14 protein-coding genes are annotated in these 20,557 nt (G+C 70.2%); 9 read left to right on the top strand and 5 right to left on the bottom strand.

Annotated features, from left to right (window positions below):
* Positions 1-2: 2 nt before the first annotated feature.
* Entirely contained in the window at positions 3-1,019 is a 1,017-nt protein-coding gene (locus tag ACZ5PB_RS16945; protein WP_468691831.1) for a questin oxidase family protein, read from the bottom strand.
* Between the two features lie 782 nt (positions 1,020-1,801).
* Here ACZ5PB_RS16945 and ACZ5PB_RS16940 point away from each other — a divergent pair.
* A complete protein-coding gene (locus ACZ5PB_RS16940; RefSeq protein WP_468691829.1) occupies positions 1,802-2,824 on the top strand; it encodes a sigma-70 family RNA polymerase sigma factor in 1,023 nt (340 codons plus the stop codon).
* A 183-nt stretch (positions 2,825-3,007) separates the two neighbouring features.
* Here ACZ5PB_RS16940 and ACZ5PB_RS16935 read toward each other — a convergent pair whose 3' ends face one another.
* Positions 3,008-3,982: a helix-turn-helix transcriptional regulator gene (locus tag ACZ5PB_RS16935; protein ID WP_468691827.1), complete on the bottom strand. Its 975-nt coding sequence runs from the start codon at positions 3,980-3,982 to the stop codon at positions 3,008-3,010.
* A 63-nt stretch (positions 3,983-4,045) separates the two neighbouring features.
* Between ACZ5PB_RS16935 and ACZ5PB_RS16930 the strand changes: the two genes are divergently transcribed.
* From ACZ5PB_RS16930 to ACZ5PB_RS16915, 4 genes are all read left to right on the top strand, one after another.
* Positions 4,046-5,644: an MFS transporter gene (locus ACZ5PB_RS16930; RefSeq protein ID WP_468691825.1), complete on the top strand. Its 1,599-nt coding sequence runs from the start codon at positions 4,046-4,048 to the stop codon at positions 5,642-5,644.
* A gap of 251 nt (positions 5,645-5,895) precedes the next feature.
* On the top strand, positions 5,896-6,657 hold the full coding sequence (locus ACZ5PB_RS16925) for a DeoR/GlpR family DNA-binding transcription regulator (RefSeq protein WP_468691823.1): 762 nt from the start codon (positions 5,896-5,898) through the stop codon (positions 6,655-6,657).
* Positions 6,658-6,727: 70 nt separating this feature from the next.
* The gene (gene pfkB / locus ACZ5PB_RS16920) at positions 6,728-7,675 is read left to right on the top strand and encodes a 1-phosphofructokinase (protein ID WP_468692113.1); all 948 of its coding nucleotides are present in this window, start codon (positions 6,728-6,730) and stop codon (positions 7,673-7,675) included.
* A 145-nt stretch (positions 7,676-7,820) separates the two neighbouring features.
* A complete protein-coding gene (locus ACZ5PB_RS16915; RefSeq protein WP_468691822.1) occupies positions 7,821-9,905 on the top strand; it encodes a PTS fructose transporter subunit IIABC in 2,085 nt (694 codons plus the stop codon).
* 173 nt (positions 9,906-10,078) lie between these two features.
* On the opposite strand, the gene ACZ5PB_RS16910 is transcribed toward ACZ5PB_RS16915, so the two are convergent.
* The 3 genes from ACZ5PB_RS16910 to ACZ5PB_RS16900 all read right to left on the bottom strand — a co-directional run bounded on the left by ACZ5PB_RS16910 (position 10,079) and on the right by ACZ5PB_RS16900 (position 13,372).
* Positions 10,079-10,846, bottom strand: coding sequence for a DUF6227 family protein (locus ACZ5PB_RS16910; protein WP_468691820.1), 768 nt, complete (start codon positions 10,844-10,846; stop codon positions 10,079-10,081).
* A 164-nt stretch (positions 10,847-11,010) separates the two neighbouring features.
* Entirely contained in the window at positions 11,011-12,156 is a 1,146-nt protein-coding gene (locus tag ACZ5PB_RS16905; RefSeq protein ID WP_468691818.1) for a P1 family peptidase, read from the bottom strand.
* 13 nt (positions 12,157-12,169) lie between these two features.
* Entirely contained in the window at positions 12,170-13,372 is a 1,203-nt protein-coding gene (locus ACZ5PB_RS16900) for a low temperature requirement protein A (RefSeq protein ID WP_468691816.1), read from the bottom strand.
* Between the two features lie 327 nt (positions 13,373-13,699).
* Between ACZ5PB_RS16900 and pflB the strand changes: the two genes are divergently transcribed.
* The 4 genes from pflB to ACZ5PB_RS16880 all read left to right on the top strand — a co-directional run bounded on the left by pflB (position 13,700) and on the right by ACZ5PB_RS16880 (position 20,553).
* A complete protein-coding gene (gene pflB / locus ACZ5PB_RS16895; protein WP_468691815.1) occupies positions 13,700-15,976 on the top strand; it encodes a formate C-acetyltransferase in 2,277 nt (758 codons plus the stop codon).
* Positions 15,977-16,109: 133 nt separating this feature from the next.
* The gene (gene pflA, locus ACZ5PB_RS16890; protein ID WP_468691813.1) at positions 16,110-16,937 is read left to right on the top strand and encodes a pyruvate formate-lyase-activating protein; all 828 of its coding nucleotides are present in this window, start codon (positions 16,110-16,112) and stop codon (positions 16,935-16,937) included.
* Positions 16,938-17,002: 65 nt separating this feature from the next.
* Complete coding sequence (locus ACZ5PB_RS16885) at positions 17,003-18,154, top strand: MFS transporter (protein WP_468691811.1); 1,152 nt, start codon at positions 17,003-17,005, stop codon at positions 18,152-18,154.
* A gap of 110 nt (positions 18,155-18,264) precedes the next feature.
* A complete protein-coding gene (locus tag ACZ5PB_RS16880; protein WP_468692112.1) occupies positions 18,265-20,553 on the top strand; it encodes a molybdopterin oxidoreductase family protein in 2,289 nt (762 codons plus the stop codon).
* The last annotated feature ends 4 nt before the right edge of the window (positions 20,554-20,557 follow it).

The raw sequence follows: 20,557 nt of genomic DNA, 5'->3' as shown, positions 1-20,557 counted from the left end.
ACTCACCTCATGGGCTCACTGATCTCCACGGCGTAGAGCGCGGCCGACAGGGCGTGTTCGCCGCCGACGTCCAGTGCGGTGTCGGCGAACTTCACCACGTGCTCGTCGCCGTGCGCGGCGGCCCGCTCGAAGACCTCCTCGGCAGTGAGCCCCGCCGCCCGCGGCCGGTAGTCGATCGCCTCGTCGGGCGCGTACATCGCGGTGACGGCCGCGGTGACCTGCCACGCAGTGCGCAGACTCGGCACCCACAGCGACTTCGGCAGAGCGGGCAGGGTGCGTAGTACGGCATTGGGTGCGGTCGAGGCGTGCACCAGCATGGTCTCTTCGCCGTGCCCGTGGGTGGCGTACCGGTGCACGGCCGCCCGCACCAGCTCGGCCAGCTTCTCGCGCGCCTCCTCGGGCGTCGCGGGAGCCGCCGCCCACACGGGCACTCGCGCCACGCGCGCGAGGCGGTCGGGAAACCCACCCTCCCGCACGTCGATCGGCGGTACGGCGTCCAGTGCGCCGGTGGCGGTGACCGCTCCGGTCAGCGGTGTGACCTCGGGGGTGGGGAGGTGCCGGGCCGCCCAGTAGCCGAGCCCGTGCGCCAGCTCGGTGAGCCGGGGCCCGTGCTGCCCGCCGTCCTCCAGAAGACCGCGCACCGCGTGCCCGACCCGGATCACCGGGTGCGCGGCACTGCCGGCGATGCCGGGCAACAGCCGGGGCCACCACTCGGCGAGCACGTCGCGCCAGGGCCGCTCGGCCAGCAACCGCTCGAAGTACACGATCCAGTCGGCAGCCCGCCGGGGGTCACCGAGCGCCTCGGCCCAGTTGTCGTCCCGGACGGGGGCGGTGGTGCTGGGAAAGTCCTCCAACTTGTGCGCGTACAGGTCCAGCCAACGATGCACGTCCGCCGCCCGCCCGTTCGCGGCGAGCGCCTCCACTGCCATCGGCGCGTGATTGGAAAGCCGCCCGAGCCGCTCGGGCCCGGTGGAATGCAGCCGCTCAAGTGCCTCGTCGTACGTACCTGTGGTGTCCATGCGCCGGACAGTAGAGCCACCCACCCCAATTGGTAACGGGCTACGGACCTAGGCCATGGGACGTACCGCCCCGTCAGGGGCGCGGGGCTGTGACACTGTGCGGCTCCGCCGCGCGGGCGCGACTAGCCACACGTATCCCGCCCCGTCAGGGGCGCGGGGAACTGCGCGGCCAGCCAACGACGCACCCGCACCTCCCCCACCCACCCCAACCGGGCTGCCACCCCGGGGTCCAGGGCGCAGCCCCGGCAGCCCACCCGCCCCCGCCCGCCCGCACGGGCCCGGGGTCCGGGGCGGAGCCCCGGTTTCGGGAAGGGGCGGGGTGGGGTGAAGCCCCGCGCAGCGGCCCACCCACCCAGGCCCGCCTCCCCACGGACCAATCACCCACCACCCCAGATTCCACCCAGATCGGTCATCCCAAGCAACCACCCGACCCCCCACCCCGTCTTCACGTTCAGACAGAGCCGCCAAGAACCACACCCCAGGCAAGGAAGCGACCGCACCGAAGGTGATCGACGTCTCACTGGTGAAGCGCCCATAAAGACCGGCGAGTCCCCGCAGATCACCCTCCGCACCCGCCCTGACCTGCACTTTCGTGGTGATTTAAGCCAGGTTCACCCGTATGCGGGGCGACAGGGTACTGCAAGATCACGAAATTGAGTGCGGCCGAGGGGAATTCTGTCCGGATTCCAGCCGTTGGATTCATTGGAAGCGGGGAACCCGAAAGGAATCCCGGCAGCCACAGTCACACCACCGCGACCTACTCACGCAAGGGAGCACCAAGCATGGCAACCCGTGCCGTCGCCCGTCGGTCCTCGACCGGATCGACCCGGGCAAGCAGCGTTCGCGCCGTAGGCGGGGAGATCGCCGACCGCGACCTGGTCGGCATGTACCTCGACGAGATCGCACGGACGCCACTGCTGGACGCCGCCAAGGAAGTCGAGCTGTCCCAGATCATCGAAGCCGGTGTGTACGCACGGCAGATCCTGGACGGCGAGGCCGAGTCCCCCCAGGCGGGTGACTCCGGTGACTCCAAGGAGGCCGGTGCCGCTTCGCGCGAGGAGCTGGAAAGGCTGTACGAGGCGGGGGAGCGCGCCAAGGACCTGTTCATCCGGTCCAACCTGCGCCTCGTCGTCGCCGTCGCCCGCCGCTACCCCCGCAGCGGCCTGCCCCTGCTCGACCTCATCCAGGAGGGGAACGCCGGCCTGGTGCGCGCCGTCGAGAAGTTCGACTACGCGAAGGGCTTCAAGTTCTCCACGTACGCGACCTGGTGGATCCGTCAGGCCATCACCCGCTCCATAGCCGACCAGTCCCGCACCATCCGCCTGCCCGTCCACCTGGTGGAGGAGCTGGGCCGGATCCGCCGCGTCCAGCGCGAGTTCAACCGTGAGAACGGGCGCGACCCGGAGCACGAGGAGATAGCGGCCGAGCTCGACACCAAGCCCCAGCGCGTCAGCGACGTACTGGACTGGGCGCGCGACCCGGTCTCGCTCAACATGCCGGTCGACGACGGCGGCGAGACCCAGTTCGGTGACCTCCTGGAGGACACCTCGGCGATCTCGCCCGAGCAGTCGGTGCTCTCCATGCTGCGCAGCGAGGAGCTGGAGGACCTGATCGGCAAGCTGGACCAGCGCACCGCCTCCATCATCCGGATGCGGTACGGAATCGAGGACGGCCGCGAGCGCACGCTCACCGAGGTCGGCAAGGAGCACGGCCTGACCCGCGAGCGAATCCGGCAGATCGAGAAGCACGCACTGCTGGAGCTCAAGAAGATGGCCCACGACACGGGCTTCGACGCGGCAGCCTGACCGAACCCAAGACCACGACGCGGGGGCGCCCCAGCCGCTGCGTCCTACCCGGGAAGAAGCCCCGGCGCACTCCCCCCGGCGCCGGGGCTCCCCATCAGCCTGCCCCGTAACGCAACAAGCCCTGCCCTTGCAAACGCTTCAACGCTCCCGCTGCAAACGCTTCCACGCTTCCACGCTCCCGCGCTAACGCCCCCGCACGGCAACCGCCCTCCCGATCCTCTCGCCCAGCGAAGTCAGCGCGTTGACCAGCTCCGGCGGCTCCTCGACCGCGAACTCGCAGTCCACCATGGCCAGCCGCAGCCCGAGCCACTCCAGCGAGTCCGCGATCTCCGCCTCCAGTCGGCAGCTGTGGTCGCCGGTCGCCACCGGCGCCCCCAGCGTGCCCGGCAGCCGCGCCGCCACGAACTCGGCGGGCGCCTCGAACGTCACCACCAGTCGGTGCGGCGCCTGGCGTCCGTTGCCCAGCGACTGCCTCAGGAAGTCGGCGGCGTTGCCCGTCGGCAGCCCGCGCGGCACGAACCGCGCCCCCGTCGCGAAGGGCTCGCTCACCCGGTCCACCCGGAAGGTCCGCCAGTCCTCGCGGTCGATGTCGTACGCGACGAGGTACCAGCGGCGCCCGGTGCTGACCAGCCGGTACGGCTCGACCAGCCGCTTGGTCGCCGTACCGTCGCCCGCCCGGTAGCCGAACCGCAGCCGCTCGTGCCCGGTCGCCGCCCCCGCGATCACCGTCAGCGTCTGCGGATCGATGCTCGCCCCGTCGCCACTGGTCAGCGGGATCGTCGCGGCCTGGAGCGTGGAGACCTGGTGGCGCAGCCGGGACGGCAGCACCTGTTCCAGCTTGGCCAGCGCCCGTACCGACGCCTCCTCGATGCCCTCGACCGCGTGCCCGGCGCCGGCGCGCAGCCCGACCGCGATGGCCACCGCCTCCTCGTCGTCGAGCACCAGCGGCGGCATCGCCTTGCCCGCGACCAGCCGGTACCCGCCCTCCGCACCCATCGTGGCCTGCACCGGATAGCCCAGGTCACGGAGCCGGTCGATGTCCCTGCGGACCGTTCGGCGGGAAACCTCCAGCCGATCGGCGAGTTCGCTGCCCGGCCATTCGCGGGGCGTCTGGAGCAGCGAGAGCAATTGCAGCAGCCGTGCCGGTGTGTCCGTCATAACACCCAGCATGATGCCGATGTGGGCCATCTTGTGTCCTACATCGGGACTAACGTCTTCGACATGACATCAGCACCCCCGTCGGGGAGTCCCGCAGGATCCCCGATATCCGCCGCCACGACTTCCGCGCCCGCGCCCGTGCCCACCGACCGCCGTCGCTGGTTCGCCCTCGCCATCGTGATGACCGCCGCCTTCATGGACCTGGTTGACGTCACGATCGTCAACATCGCGATCCCCAGCATCCAGGGCAGCCTCGGCGCCACCTTCAGCGCCATCCAGTGGATCACCGCCGGCTACGCCCTCGCGTTCGCCGCCGGTCTGATCACCGGTGGCCGGCTCGGTGACATCTACGGGCGTAAGCGGCTGTTCCTGATCGGCATGGGTGGCTTCACGGTCGCGTCCGCGCTCTGCGGGTTCGCCGCCAACCCGGACGTCCTGGTCGCGTCCCGCATCCTCCAGGGCGCGACGGCGGCGCTGATGGTCCCGCAGGTGCTGTCGATCGTGCACGCCACCTTCCCGGCGCACGAGCGCGGCAAGGTCTTCGGACTGTTCGGTGCGATCGTCGGCCTGGGTGCGGTGACCGGGCCGCTGCTCGGCGCACTGCTCACCGAGTGGAACCTCTTCGGTCTGGAATGGCGCCCGATCTTCCTGATCAACCTGCCCGTCGGCATCGCGGGCCTGATCCTGGGCCGCAAGTTCATCACCGAGTCCAAGGCCCCGCGCGCACTGCGCCTGGACCTGCCGGGCGTCGTACTGGTCACCCTCGCGCTGCTCGCGCTGATCTACCCGCTGACCCGCGGCCGCGAGCTGGACTGGCCGGTGTGGGGTTACGTGTCGATGGGCTGCAGCCTGCTGGTGCTCGCGGTGTTCGTCGCGTACGAGAAGTACAAGACGCGGCGCGACGGCTCGCCGCTCGTGGAACTGTCGCTGTTCAAGGTGAAGAGCTTCGCCGCCGGTATCGCCGTGCAGCTCACCTTCGGTGTCTTCAGCGGCATCTTCTTCATGGTGTGGACGCTGTACATGCAGATCGGGCTCGGCTGGAGCGCACTGCGCGCGGGCGTCACCGGAATCCCGTTCTCCATCGCGGTGTCGGTGGCCGCGGGCATCTCGGTGCAGAAGCTGGTGCCGCGCTTCGGCCGCAAGGTGCTGCAGACCGGCGCGCTGACCATGGCCGCGGGCATGCTGCTCTACATCTGGGAGGCCAAGCACTTCGGTGCGGACATCACCTCCTGGCAGATGGCGCTGCCGCTGATCGTGATGGGCCTCGGCATGGGCCTGATCGTGGCGCCGCTGACGGACGCGGTGCTGTCCGAGGTGCCCAAGGAGCACGCGGGCTCCGCCTCCGGCCTGATCAACACGACCGGCCAGACGGGCAACGCGTTCGGCATCGGCCTGGTGTCGGTCGTCTTCTTCGGAATTGTCGACAACCGGGTCGAGGCCGCACACGGTGCGCAGTCCGCGGTCGGCGGCGCGTACGTGGAGGCCTTCCAGAACGCGCTCGGCTGGACCGTCGGCGTACTGCTGGCGATCTTCCTGCTGATGTTCGCGCTGCCGAAGAAGTCGGCGGGGCAGGGTGCGCCGACCGACGGCGGAGCCGGGTCCGGCGACGTACAGGGCGATGTGCCGGGCGACGTACAGAAGGAGCCCGTGCTGACGGCCTGACCGCCGTCCTCGGTGCTGCGTCCAGAGCCCGCCCCCGCACTCACGGCCGAGTGCGGGGGCGGGCTCTTCGCGTACGGACAACCCGGCGTGTGGGCGTGCGGGCGCATAGGCATGCGGGTATCAAGGCCCACGCGCGCGGACCAAAGTCCGTTTGTGCCCGAGGCGGGCCCGATTGTGTTTACTTGCCCGCGTCGCGGGCGTACTCTGCGAGAGAAACCACAGGTTCGGGCATCGATCGGACGTAAAGCCACATGTACGCACCGGAGCGCCAACAGGAAATCCTCCGTCTCGCACGGGACGGCGGGCGGGTCGACGTGCAGTCCCTCGCGGACACCTTCCAGGTCACCGCCGAGACCATCCGCCGCGACCTCAAGGCCCTCGACCGGGCCGGTCTGGTGCGCCGGGTGCACGGCGGGGCGATCCCGGCGGGACGCCTCGACTTCGAGCCCGACCTCGCCGAGCGCGAGTCCACCGCGGCCGACGAGAAGGACCGCATCGCCCACGCGGCCGTAGCCGAACTGCCCGCCGAGGGAAGCGTGGTGCTCGACGCGGGCTCCACCGCGGTCCGGCTCGCGGCCGCCGTCCCGCTGGAGAGCGCGCTCACCGTCGTCACGCACTCGCTGCCCGCCGCCGCCCGCCTCGCCGACCACCCCGGCATCGACCTGCACCTGGTCGGCGGCCGCGTCCGGCACCGTACGCGCGCCGCCGTCGACGCCTGGGCGCTGCGGGCGTACGGCGAGATCCGCGCCGACGTCGTCTTCCTCGGCACCAACGGGTTCTCCCTGGCACACGGCCTGACCACCCCCGACCTCGCCGAGGCCGCCGTCAAGCGGGCACTGGTGGCGTCCGGCCGCCGGGTCGTGCTGCTCGCGGACTCCGCGAAGCACGGGCAGGAGCACTTCGCCCGCTTCGGCGACCTCTCCGACATCGACCTGCTCATCACCGACACCGGACTCAACCCGGCGGACGAGGCGGCCCTCACGGCAGCGGGCATCGAGGTGCTGTGTGTCTGACGCGCACCGCCCCGGCCGGGGCAATCCGCAGAACCACCATCCGACCGAGAGCACGAGCGAGCCGACGACGATGATCCTGACCGTCACCCCCAACCCCAGCCTCGACCGGACCTACGAGGTCCCCGTGCTGACGCGCGGTGAGGTCCTGCGGGCCACCTCCGACCGCATGGACCCCGGCGGCAAGGGCGTCAACGTCTCGCGCGCCGTGTCCGCCGCCGGTCACCGCACCGTCGCGGTCCTCCCGCTCGGCGGCGCCCCCGGCGCCCTCGTCGCGGAACTCCTCGCCGCCGAAGGCATCGAGGTCGCACCGGTACGGGTGTCCGGACAGACCCGTTCCAACATCAGCATCGCCGAGCCCGACGGCACCCTGACCAAGGTCAACGCGACCGGACCCGAACTCTCCGCCACCGAGTCCGAGGCCCTCCTGGCCGCCGTCCGCAGCCACTCGGCCGACGCCGACTGGATCGCCTGCTGCGGCAGCCTCCCGCGCGGACTCTCCCCGCAGTGGTACGCCGACCTGGTCGCCCGCGCCCACGCGGCGGGCGCCCGCATCGCCCTCGACACCTCAGGCCCCTCGCTCCTCGCGGCCCTGCGGGAGCGGCCCGACGTGGTCAAGCCCAACGCCGAGGAACTGGCCGAAGCGGTCGGCCGCCCGCTCCGTACGGTCGGTGACGCGGTCAAGGCGGCCGAGGAACTGCGCACGCTCGGCGCCGGCGCGGTACTCGCCAGCCTGGGCGCCGACGGCCAGCTGCTGGTGTCGGCCGAGGGCGTGCACTTCGCGTCGGCGACCGTCGATGCCGTACGGAGCAACGTCGGCGCGGGCGACGCCTCCCTCGCCGGATTCCTGGCGGCGGGCGGCGAGGGCCCCGAGGCGCTCGCGTCGGCCGTGGCGCACGGGGCGGCCGCGGTGCAGTTGCCCGGCAGCGTGATGCCGACCCCGGCGGACCTGGACCCGGCGGCCGTCACCGTCACCGCCGACGTACCGCTGGACCGCGTACTGACGGAACCGGCCGCGTGACCCGCCGGACCGGCGGCGGCGCGCACGCAGCGCCCAGAGCCCTCGCGCGTTCCATGGCTCCCGCAGCCCTCCCAGACCCCGCAGAACCGTTTACCCCTGCCGCCCCCGCTGTATCTGCCCTCACATCCGTGCGAAGGAGCCCGCGATGAGCCAGATGATCACCGCGGACCTGGTCGACCTCGACCTGGCCGCTGACACCAAACAGGAGGCAGCCCGCCTCCTCGCGACCCGGATGGTGGCGCTCGGCCGGGTGACCGACCTGGACGGCTTCCTCGCGGACGTCGCGGCGCGCGAGGCGCAGATGCCGACCGGTCTGGAGGGCGGCATCGGCATTCCGCACTGCCGCAGCACGCACGTCACGGAACCGACGCTGGCCTTCGGCCGCAGCACCGAGGGCGTCGACTTCGGCGCCTCGGACGGGCCCGCGGACCTGATCTTCCTGATCGCGGCCCCGGCCGGCGCGGACGACGCGCACCTGACGATCCTCTCCAGCCTGGCCAGACAGCTGATGAACGCGGAGTTCACGGACGCACTGCGCGCCGTGGCCACCCCGGCGGAGGCCGCCGCACTGATCCGCAGCGACGAAGGCGACGCAGAGGAGAGCGCGCCGGAACCCGTCCCGGCCACTGCACCGGTGGCCGCACCCGCCCCGAACACCTCACCCGCCGCTGCCGACAGCGCGGACAGCACCGACAGCGACGACAGCACCGAGGGCACCGAGGGCACCGACGGGACCCCCTTCCGTATCGTCGCCGTCACCTCCTGCCCCACCGGCATCGCGCACACCTACATGGCGGCCGAATCCCTCGAACAGGCGGGCAACCGCGACGGCGTGCAGCTCACCGTCGAACCCCAGGGTTCCTCCGGCTTCACCCGTCTCGACCCGGCGGTCATCGCCGCCGCCGACGCGGTGATCTTCGCGCATGACGTACCGGTACGTGACCGGGAACGGTTCGCGGGCAAGCCGACTGTCGACGTCGGGGTGAAGGCAGGCATCAACCGCCCCTACGAGCTGATCGCCGAGGCCAGGGAGAAGGCCGCCCGGGGCGAGACCACCGCCGCCTCCTCCGCCGACGCCAAGGGCTCACCCCTCGAAGAGGCGGGCGAAACGGGGGAGGGCTACGGCGCGAAGCTGCGCAAGTGGCTGATGAGCGGTGTGAGTTACATGGTGCCGTTCGTCGCCGCCGGTGGCCTGCTGATCGCGCTCGGCTTCGCGATAGGCGGCTACAAAATCGACAAAGCACCTTCTGTGATCGAGTACTTCGCATGGGGTGACCACACCAGCTGGGCAGCGCTGATGTTCCAGATCGGCGGGCTCGCCTTCGCGTTCCTGGTGCCGGTGCTGGCCGGTTACATCGCGTACGGGATGGCCGACCGGCCGGGTCTGGTACCCGGGTTCGTCGGCGGGTCGATCGCCGTCGCGATCAAGGCGGGCTTCCTCGGCGGCCTGGCCGCCGGCCTGATCGCGGGCGCCGTGGTGATGGCGATCCAGCGGGTGCGCGTCCCGGCGTCGCTGCGCGGGATCATGCCGGTGGTGGTGATCCCACTGATCTCCTCGATCGTCGTGGGCTTCCTGATGTTCCTGGTGATCGGTGAGCCGATCGCCGAACTGCAGACCGCACTCACGAGCTGGCTGTCCGGGCTGTCCGGCAGCAACGCGATCATCCTCGGCATCGTCCTCGGCCTGATGATGTGCTTCGACATGGGCGGTCCTTTCAACAAAGTGGCGTACACCTTCGCGGTCGGCGGCCTTGCCAACCCGAACGACGGCAGCCTCAAGGTGATGGCCGCCGTGATGGCCGCGGGCATGGTCCCGCCGCTGGCCATGGCGCTCGCGACCAGCTTGCGCGGCAGGCTGTTCACCCGTACCGAACGGGAGAACGGCAAGGCGGCCTGGGTGCTGGGCGCCTCGTTCATCACCGAGGGCGCGATCCCGTTCGCGGCGGCCGACCCCCTGCGCGTCATCCCCGCCGCGATGGCGGGCGGCGCGGTCACCGGCGGGCTGTCGATGGCCTTCGGCAGTACGCTGCGCGCCCCGCACGGCGGCATCTTCGTGGTCCCGCTGATCGGCAACCCGTGGCTGTACCTGGTGGCGATCGTCGCGGGCACGGCGGTCAGCGCGGCCCTCGTCATCCTGTTCAAGGGCATGCGGAAGAAGCCGGTCACGGACGCCGCCCCGGCAGCGTCGACGGCCGTGCAGCCCGAAGAGAAGGTCACCGCAGCCGTCTGAGAAACCCTCGCCGGCAGTGCCTTGCCTTCAGTGCCTCGCCGCCGGCGTTACGCGGCCAAGTCCCGCCCCACGTCAGCACGGTGGTGCGGGACATCCGCGCGCACGCGTGCGAGCAGCCCCTCCGTCAGCCCTGCCTCTGCCCTCGTCAGCCCAGCCCAGCCGCCCCAGCCCCCTCAGCTCACCCGCCCGCGAAGCTCCATCGCCTCGCGGGCGGTCTGCTGCGCGTCGTACACCTCGCACATGTGCCGTCCGTCGGGGGTCGCCGTGTGCTCGACCTCCCACAGGCTGGCCTCGCTGCCGTCCATCAGCAGGAACGCGTGCTCGTACAGCGTGAATCCCACCTCCCGGTCCTTGATCCGGTACTGCCGTCCGTAGACCTGCGTGATCTCGTGGGCGAGGGCGTCCGTCAGCCGGAGCGCCGTCTCCTCGCCCGGCCGGTCCGTGTTCTCCGCGCGGCGCAGGACCCGGCGCGCGTGATCGGCGGAGCGGTCCGGCACGAAGGAACGCCGCGCCTCCTTGCGGGGCTGGGCCAGCAGCTCCGCCATGGCGTCGGGACCGTCCTCGTACTCCGGGAACAGCGGTACGTCGTCCGCGCGCGAACCGGCCCCGCCCGGCAGCCGGTCGGCGGCGATCCTGGCCTCGGCGATACCGGTGTACAGCTCGTGCTCGATGCTGCGGTCGCGGCCCGCGTTGTGCACCAGCTCCCACAGGGTGAGGGTGGACCCGTCACAGAGCAGGAAGGTGTGCCGGTGCAGGGAGCGGCGCAGCCCGGCGCTGTGGTGCGAGGAACGCAGCGAGGAGCTGTGCGCCAGCGCCGATTCGAGGCGCTCGACGGTCTCGTCGGGCAGGTCGAAGGAGTTCAGCGCACGGCCCAGGAGCAGCCCGAGGTGGTCCTCGGCCGTTGCGAGGCCGTCGCTCTCGTACTCGTCGCGATCGTTCAAGGGCTTCTCCAGGCCGTCGCCGCGTGTAACGCTTCCTGCACTCAAAGTAGCCAACGGGTCTGACATCGCGCCCCGGTTTGGTGAAAACGAACCGAGCCGTACCGGAGGTTCCCGCAAACCTCCCCGGAATTCACCGAGTTCGTCACCTCACCCCACGACTTCGGTCATTCCGCTTCCGGATAGAGGTCCCGGTACGCCGGGAAGACCCCGCCGGGCCCGTCGACCCCCTCCGCCGCCCGCAGTGCCTTCACGATCGCCCTGGTCACCGCGTCCGCACCGGCCCCGAGCACCTCGTTGAGCGCCGCCGCCGTCAACTGCGCGGCGAACGCCGGCTCCTGGCCGTCCGGATCCCCGGCCCGCAGCGGCACGGCCCCCGTGGACAGCGCGAACACCGTGTCCCCGTCGTTCATCAGGTGTACGGGACGCAGGGCGCGCGCGAAACCGTCGTGCGCGGTACCGGCCAGCTTCTGCGCCTGCGCGCGGGTGAGTTCGGCATCGGTCGCGACGATTGCGAGGGTCGTGTTCAGCGGCGGGCGTACGGAATCGGCGTAGCGGCGCGCGGACTCCTCGCGAGCCTCCCGTGCACGCTTCAGGGCCTGTTGGTGCACCTCCTCGCGCGGGTAGGCGACCCGCCCCTGGAAGTACTCCCCGTACAGCACCCCGGTCAGCGGATCGGTTCCCGAACCCGCCGCGTTGGCCACCACCAGGGCCGCCACCGTGACCCCCGCCGCAGGTCCTTCGGAGAGCCGTACGCTCGCGGTGCCCACTCCGCCCTTGAGGCCGCCCACCACCGCCCCCGTACCGGCGCCGACCCCGCCCTGCGTCACCGGCGCGCCAACTCCGCTGCGGGCGGCGTCCTCCACAGCCGCACGACTGGTCGAGGCATCCGGCCTGACCCGCCAGTCACCACCCCGCCCCAGGTCGAACAGACACGCCGCCGGCACCACGGGCACCACCATCGCGGGGTCGAGCCCGATCCGGAAGCCGCGCTTGTGCTCCTCCAGCCAGCCGACCACCCCGGACACGGAGTCGAGCCCGTACGCGCTGCCCCCGGTCAGGACGACCGCGTCGACACGCTGCACCAGATTGCGCGGGTCCAGCGCGTCGGTCTCGCGGGTGCCGGGGCCACCGCCCCGTACGTCCACGGCGGCGACCGCACCCCCCTCCGGCGCGAGGACGACAGTGGTGCCTGTCAGGGCGTGCACTCGCTCCACGCGCGCGTGGCCGACCCGCAGGCCGGCCACGTCCGTCAGTGCGTCGTTCGGCCCGGATATCCCGTGAGGGCCGGGCTTCTCGCCGATGTCTGCCATGAACCCTTGGGTATCACGTGAGCCGGGGCCTGTGCAGGGTGTCGGAGTCCGGTCTCGCCGAAAGCAGCGTGCCGATCACCACGGCCAGTCCCATGACGAGGCCCGCCGCGAGCACCCCCCAGGTGCCGAGGAAGGTGCACGCGAGCACGACGACCACGGTCACCGGCATCAGCAGCAGTTCGGCGGTGTCCCGCTTGAAGTGCCGGGACTGCAGGAACCAGCCGGTGAGCAGGAACACCGCCGTCGGGATCGTCACCGCAGCGGTCGCCGCCACCGGGGAGATGTGCGCCTTGCCCGTCGCCTGCTCCACCGCCACCTCGACGCCCGCCCCGATCGCCGCCGCCGAGCCCAGGATGAACAGATGGCCGTAACCCCACTGGAGGGCCCGCCGCATGGAGGTGAGCCGCTCCTGCGCGGGGGAGGCGAAGTAGATCCACCAGGCGGCGAAGACGATCAGCAGCCCGCCGCCCGCGATCGACAGGAGCTCGCCCAGGTCGTCGTGCTCGTCCAGGCTCGTCTGTACGGCGATGGTCGCGGCGGTGATGGACTCGCCGAGCACGATGATGGTGAACAGCCCGTACCGCTCGGCGATGTGGTGCGGATGCCACGACGTCGGGAAGCTCTTCTCGGCGAGCGGCGGCACGCTCAGCTCGGCCAGCGCCAGCACCAGGAAGAGGTACGGCCGTCCCCCTGCGGGGACGAACAGCACGGCGAGCCAGCCGAGCTGGACGACCACCAGCCCGACGGCGTACTTCAGTGCCATGGTGCGCTCGGCGCCGCTGTTGTGGCGGGCCACCCGCAGCCACTGGCAGGTCATCGCGAGGCGCATCACCACGTAGCCGACGATGGTGACCGCCCAGTTGCCGTCGTCGAAGGCGCGGGGCACTCCGGCCGCCAGCACCAGCACGCCGGCGATCTGCACCAGTACGGCGACCCGGTAGAACACGTCGTCGTTGTCGTAGGCCGAGGCGAACCAGGTGAAGTTCATCCACGCCCACCAGATGGCGAAGAAGACGAAGAAGTAGCCGAGGACCCCCGACGCGAAGTGCCCCTCCGCGACGGCGTGCACCAGCCGCACCCCGGCCTGCGCCACGGCGACGACGAAGCACAGGTCGAAGAACAGTTCCAGCGGGGTGGCCGCGCGGTGCCCCTCGTCGGGACTGCGCGATGTCATCCGACGCAGCAGGCCACTGGTCGCGGTCGTCGTCTCGCTCATACGTACACCACACCAGAGGAAGCAACGGAGCGCGCGCGGAAGACTGCGAAGAGTTTCCAGAAGGGTGTGCGGAAGATGCCAGGAGGTCTTGACGGCAAAACCTTTGTGAATGCATTCACAAGCGAACTAAGGACCTTGGTCCTCCACGAACCACCAGGTCAGAGGCGCGAAACCGGATCTGGCGGAGCGAAAGTCGGGACTATAGGTCCCCATTTGAGGACCATTGCGGCATGCCGGGAGCCCTGTACGGGAGTCAAATGAAGTCAGCGGAATTCGCGACGCGGCACAGGCGTCACGCGAGGTGTCCCACGAGCGAAAGGTGTGGTCATGACTGCGACCCAGTCGGAGACAACGGTCGGTGCGGGAGCCGCAGAGGCCGTAGCGGCCTGGGACGGCTTCCAGGACGGACTGTGGCGCGACACGGTCGACGTCCGCGACTTCGTCCAGCGGAACTACACCCCCTACGAGGGTGACGCCGACTTCCTGGCAGGCCCCACCGAGCGCACCACCGCCGTGTGGCAGAAGCTCCTGTCGATGTTCCCCGAGGAGAACAGCAAGGGCATCTACGACGTCGACGTGAAGACCCCGTCGCGCATCGACGCCTTCGCCCCCGGCTTCATCGACGCCGACAAGGACCTCATCGTCGGCCTGCAGACCGACGCCCCCCTCAAGCGCTCCATCATGCCCAACGGCGGCTGGCGGATGGTCGAGAACGCCCTCAACGCGTACGGCTACGAAGCCGACCCCGAGGCCCGCGACGTCTACACCCACCTGCGCAAGACCCACAACGAAGGCGTCTTCGACGCCTACACCCCCGAGATCCGCGCCTGCCGCTCCTCGGGCATCATCACCGGCCTGCCCGACGCCTACGGCCGCGGCCGCATCATCGGCGACTACCGCCGCGTCGCCCTCTACGGCGTGGACCGCCTGATCGCCGCCAAGGAGGCCGACAAGGCCCGCCTCGGCGAGCGCTGGGCCACCGAGGACGTCATCCGCGACCGCGAAGAGGTCTCCGAGCAGATCAAGGCGCTGCACGAGCTCAAGTCGATGGCCGCCGCGTACGGCTACGACATCTCCGGCCCCGCCCGCACCGGCCGCGAGGCCGTCCAGTGGCTGTACTTCGCCTACCTGGCGGCGGTCAAGGAGCAGAACGGTGCGGCCATGTCGATCGGCCGTATCGACAATTTCCTCGACATCTACCTGCAGCGCGACATCGAGAAGGGCCTCATCACCGAGGCGCAGGCGCAGGAGTTCATCGACGACTTCGTCATCAAGCTGCGCATCGTCCGCTTCCTGCGCACCCCCGAGTACAACGAGCTGTACTCCGGCGACCCCACCTGGGTCACCTGGTCGATGGCCGGCATCGGCGAGGACGGCCGCCCGCTGGTCTCCCGCACCACCTTCCGCGCCCTGCAGACCCTCTACAACCTCGGCCCCGCCCCCGAGCCGAACCTCACCGTCTTCTGGTCGCAGCAGCTGCCCAAGGGCTTCAAGTCGTACGCCTCGCAGGTCGCCATCGACACCTCCGCGATCCAGTTCGAGTCCGACGAACTGATGCGCCCCAAGTACGGCGACGACACCGCCATCGCCTGCTGCGTCTCCGCCATGGCGGTCGGCAAGCAGATGCAGTTCTTCGGCGCGCGCGTCAACGTCGCCAAGGCGCTGCTGTACGCGATCAACGGCGGCCGGGACGAGAAGTCCGGCAAGGTCGTCGTCAAGGGCTTCGAGCCGGTCGACGGCGAGTACCTCGACTACGAGGACATCGCCCCGCGCTACGACGCGATGCTCGACTGGCTGGCGAAGACGTACGTGCACGCCCTCAACGTCATCCACTACATGCACGACAAGTACGCCTACGAGCGCATCGAGATGGCCCTCCACGACCAGGAGATCCTGCGCACCATGGCCTGCGGCATCGCCGGCCTCTCGGTCGCGGCAGACTCCCTGTCCGCCATCAAGCACGCACGCGTGAAGGTGATCCGCGACGAGACCGGCCTCGCCGTCGACTACGAGATCGAGGGCGACTACCCGGCCTACGGCAACAACGACGACCGCGCGGACACCATCGCCCGCCGCATCGTCGAGGACTTCATGCAGAAGATCCGCAAGCACCCCACCTACCGCGGCGCCCTGCACACCCAGTCCGTGCTGACCATCACCTCGAACGTCGTCTACGGCAAGAAGACCGGCAACACCCCCGACGGCCGCCGCGCCGGCACCCCCTTCGCGCCCGGCGCCAACCCGATGAACGGCCGCGACGAGCACGGCTACATCGCCTCCGCGCTCTCGGTCGCCAAGCTGCCGTACGACGACGCAGAGGACGGCATCTCGCTGACCAACACCATCACCCCCGACGCACTGGGCCGCACCGCCCAGGAACGTGTCGACAATCTCGCGGGCGTCCTGGACGGCTTCATGGCCAGCAACGGCTTCCACATGAACGTCAACGTCCTCGACAAGAAGATGCTCGAAGATGCCATGGACCACCCCGAGAACTACCCGCAGCTCACCATCCGGGTCTCCGGCTACGCGGTGAACTTCGTACGGCTGACCCGCGAGCAGCAGCTCGACGTCATCAACCGCACCTTCCACGGCTCCCTCTAAGAGCCCTCCGATCTGTACGGCGCCGGGACCGATCCCCCTGACCACACCCGGTCCCGACGCCGTACAAAACCCTCTCCGCCCCCTTACTCATCCACTCCTCGCTTCTCCTCCACTCCTCCCAGGAGGCCCTGCCATGACCGCCGTACTTCTCGGAACCGACATTCCGGTACGGGCCACCGCCCCGGCCGTCTCCGACGGGGCCACCCCGGCAGGGGCCGCCACCCAGCGCCCGATCAGCGGCACCGTGCACTCCTGGGACCTGTCCACCGGGGTCGACGGCCCCGGCACCCGCTTCGTGACCTTCCTCTCCGGCTGCCCGCTCGCCTGCCTGTACTGCCACAACCCGGACACCATGCGGATGCGCAACGGCAAGCGGTACGCGGCGGACGACATCGTCGCGGAAGCCGCCAAGTACACGACGTTCATCCGGGCCTCCGGCGGCGGCGCCACCATCAGCGGCGGCGAACCCCTCCTGCAGCCGGTCTTCGCGGGCGAACTCTTCCACCGCTTCAAGCACGAACTCGGCCTGCACACCGCCCTCGACACCTCCGGCTTCCTCGGCGCCCGCGCCACCGACGCGCTGCTGCGTGACGTGGACCTGGTGCTCCTCGACATCAAGTCGTGGGACCCGGCGACGTACCAGAAGGTCACCACCCGCGAGCTCGCCCCCACCCTCGCCTTCGCCGAACGCCTGGCCCGCCTGGACAAGGAGGTGCACGTCCGCTTCGTACTCGTCCCGGGCCTGACCGACGACCCCGCGAACATCGAGGGCGTCGCCGCCTTCGCCGCCTCCCTCGGGGTGGTCTCGCGCGTGGACGTACTGCCCTTCCACAAGCTCGGCGAGGCGAAGTGGGAAGCGCTCGGCAAGAACTTCACCCTGCACGACACCCCGCCCCCCGGCCCGGAGCAGGTGGCTGCGGCCCGCGCGATCTTCGCCGCGCACGGCCTCTACGCCGTTTGAGTCATCCCTGCTCCACCCGGGCTCCACAACGGGTGAATAGCGACTAATCGCCATACTTTGACTGGGTGACCGAGCCCTCCCGAGCCCCCGAGACCGATCCGGCCCCGCCGCCCACCGGCCCGCTGCCCACGGACGGCCCGCTGCCCGCCGGGGGACCGCAGGCCGCAGACAGCCTGCCGGCCGCCCCGACACAGCGCGGGGTGACGCGGCGGGCGACGCTCGCCGGGGCCACCGTCTCCGTACTGCTCATCCTGGCGATCTACTTCGGCAGCAGGATGCTGCGGGACTTCGACTCGGCCCTGCTGCCGTACGCCGTCGCGACGGTCTTCCTCGCCTTCGGAGTGACGTACCGCTACACGGTCTGGGTGTCCGCGCCGGGTGCTCGCCGGCTGTTCCACCGGGGCTGGGGCAGCCTCTTCTCGGCCGAGAACTTCCGCAAGGCACCCACCGCCCTGCCGAAGATGATCGCCACCTACCTCGGCTTCCAGAAGTTCCTCGGCGCCCGCTCGCACGCCCGCTGGGCCGCCCACCAGCTCATCTTCTGGGGCTGCATCCTGGCCGCCGCGATCACCTTCCCCCTCACCTGGGGCTGGTTCACCTTCACCTCGGGATCCGGCTCGGGCCCCGGCTACGAGATGCGGATCTGGGGCATCAAGGTCCTCGGCTTCAACTCGGCGAACATCATCGGCTGGCTGATGTTCCACGGTCTCGACATCGCCGCCGTCCTGGTCATCCCCGGCGCCTCGTACTTCCTCTGGCGCCGGATGAAGGACCGGGGCGCGATGACCGGCCAGCGCTTCGCCTACGACCTGGTCCCGCTGATCGCACTGATCGTCATCTCGGTCACCGGACTGCTCCTCACCTTCTCGTCGATCTTCTTGCACGGCGGCGGCTACGAGTTCCTGGCGATCCTGCACATGGTGTCGGTGGTCTTCACCCTCATCTACATCCCGTTCGGGAAGTTCTTCCACATCGTGCAGCGGCCGGCCGCCGTCGGCATGCAGCTGTTCAAGTACACCGCCCGGCAGAAGGACGAGGTCTTCCACTGCCGCCGCTGCAACACCCCGATCGACACCGCGCCGTACGTCGAGAACCTCGAAGCCACCATGCGCGACCTGAAGCTCGACTTCGCCCAATGGGCCGAGTACTGCCCGCGCTGCAAGCGCGAACTGCGCGGCAGCGCCTACCTCTCGCACGTCAAGAAGGGCTTCAAGTGACGTCCCCGCAGGCTGCCCCGCAGCCCGAGCCCGCCCGACAGGCTGCCCCGCCGCAGGCTGCACCCCGGCCGGCCCCGCAGGCCGTCGCCGCCCCGCACAACCGGCCGCGCATCCCGCTCGACCCCTCCCTGGCACCGCCCGGCACCCGCGGCTTCCGCGACGCGGGCGGCATCCCCGCCGACCGCTGGCATGCCGACCAGAACGGCGAGACCCTCGTCCCCACCCACTGCTGCTTCTGCGGCGTGCAGTGCGGCATGTACCTGCGTGTCGACAAAGGCGGCAAGGTCTTCGGCGTCGAACCCCGCAACCACGACATCAACCGGATGCGGCTGTGCCCCAAGGGCATCAACGCCTACCAGCAGGTCAATCACCCCGACCGGCTGACCGCACCCCTGATGCGCCGCTCGCGCGACGAGGAGTTCCGCGAGGTCTCCTGGGAGGAGGCCCTCGACTTCACCGCCTCCGAGGTGCGACGCATCCAGCAGACGTACGGGAACGACGCCTTCGGCATGCTCGGCGGCGCGAGCCTCTTCTCCGAGAAGACGTACCTGGTCGGCAAGTTCGCCCGGGTCGCCCTCAAGACTCGACATGTCGACTACAACGGCCGCCTGTGCATGGTCTCGGCGGCCGGCGCCAACAAACTGGCCTTCGGCATCGACCGCGCGGGCAACCCCTTCTCCGACATCCTCCTCACCGACTGCCTGCTCATCGCCGGCTCGAACGTCGGTGAGTGCTTCCCGGTGATGACTCAGTACCTGTGGGGCGCACGCGACCGCGGGGCGACCCTCATCGTCGTCGACCCGCGCGAGACGGCCGTCGCACGCACCGCGGACATCCACGTCGCCCTCAAGCCCGGCACCGACTCGGCGTTCTTCAACGCGGTCCTGCACGTGGTCGTACGGGAGAACCTCGTCGACGAGGCGTACCTGGCGGCTGCCGCCACCGGCTGGGACGAGGTGAAGGCCAAGGTCGCCGAGTACCCGCCGGAGCGCGCCGCCGAGATCTGCGGCGTCCCGGCCGCCCAGATCGAGCAGGTCGCCCGCGCCTTCGCGACCGCGGGCAAGGCGATGGCCTGGCACGCCCGAGGCATCGAACACCACTCGCAGGGCGTCGAGAACTGCCTGTCCGTCATCAACCTGTGCGCCGCCACCGGCAACATCGGCAAGCCGGGCGCCGGTTACGGCACCATCACCGGCCAGGGCAACGGCCAGGGCGGCCGCGAACACGGCCAGAAGTCCGACATGCTGCCCGGCGGCCGCTCGATCATGAACGACGAGCACCGCCGCCAGATCTGCGAGATCTGGGGCATCGAGGAGTCCGAACTGCCGCCCGCCGGGACCTCGATGATGGAAATGGTCTGGCAGATGCAGCGCGGCGAGATCCGCGGCCTGATCGGCGTCTGCAATAACCCCTTCGTCTCCCTCCCCAACTACCGGGTGGTCAAGGAGGGCTACGACGCGACCGAGTTCCACGCACAGTTCGACTTCTTCCTCTCCGAGACCGCCGCCAACGCACACGTCGTCTTCCCCGTCACCACCTGGGCCGAGGACGAGGGCGTGATGGCCAACGCGGAGGCCCGCGTCGTCAAGCACAACAAGGCGCAGGAACCCCCGGCCGGGGTACGCACCGACACCTGGGTGATGTGCCAGCTCGCCCAGCGCCTGGGCGTAGGCGACAAGTTCGCCTACGCCGGCTCCCGCGAGGTCTTCGAAGAATTGCGCATCGCCTCCTCAGGCACCGTCAACGACTACTACGGCATCACCTACGAACGCCTGGAACAGACCGGCGGCATCGCCTGGCCCTGCCCGACCACCGAACACCCCGGCACCCCCCGCCTCTTCGAGGACGGCCGCACCTACCACCCGGACGGAAAGATCCACCTCCAGGTCGTGGAGTGGCACCAGCCGATGGACCCGTACGACGACGACTTCCCTATGTCACTCACCACCGGCCGCACCGTCGCCCACTTCCTCTCCGGCAACCAGACCCGCCGCCTGGGCGCACTCGTCGAGCAGACCCCCCGCCCATGGGTGGAGGTGCACCCCTCGCACGGCTTCAAGAACGGCGACCCGGTACGCGTCGTCACCCGCCGCGGCAGCTCCGTCTACCCGGCACTTGTCACGGAGGCGATCCGCCCCGACACCTTCTTCATCCCCTACCACTGGCCCTCACCGACGGCCGCCAACGTCCTCACCATCGACGCCCTGGACCCCCGCTCGAAGATCCCCGAGTACAAGGTCTGCGCCTGCCGCATCGAACGCGCCGAGCACATCGACGAGGTGCCCGCGCCCCCGGTCGCCCCCGGCCACCAGGCGTACCCCGAGACCCAGGTGTCCCGCACCGACCCCCTGCCGCCCACCGCCCCCCAGGGCAGGGCAACCGCAGAAGAGAGGCGCTGACCAG

The sequence above is a fragment of the Streptomyces sp. NPDC032721 genome (assembly GCF_055579625.1).
This window is presented reverse-complemented; position numbering and strand designations above follow the sequence as displayed.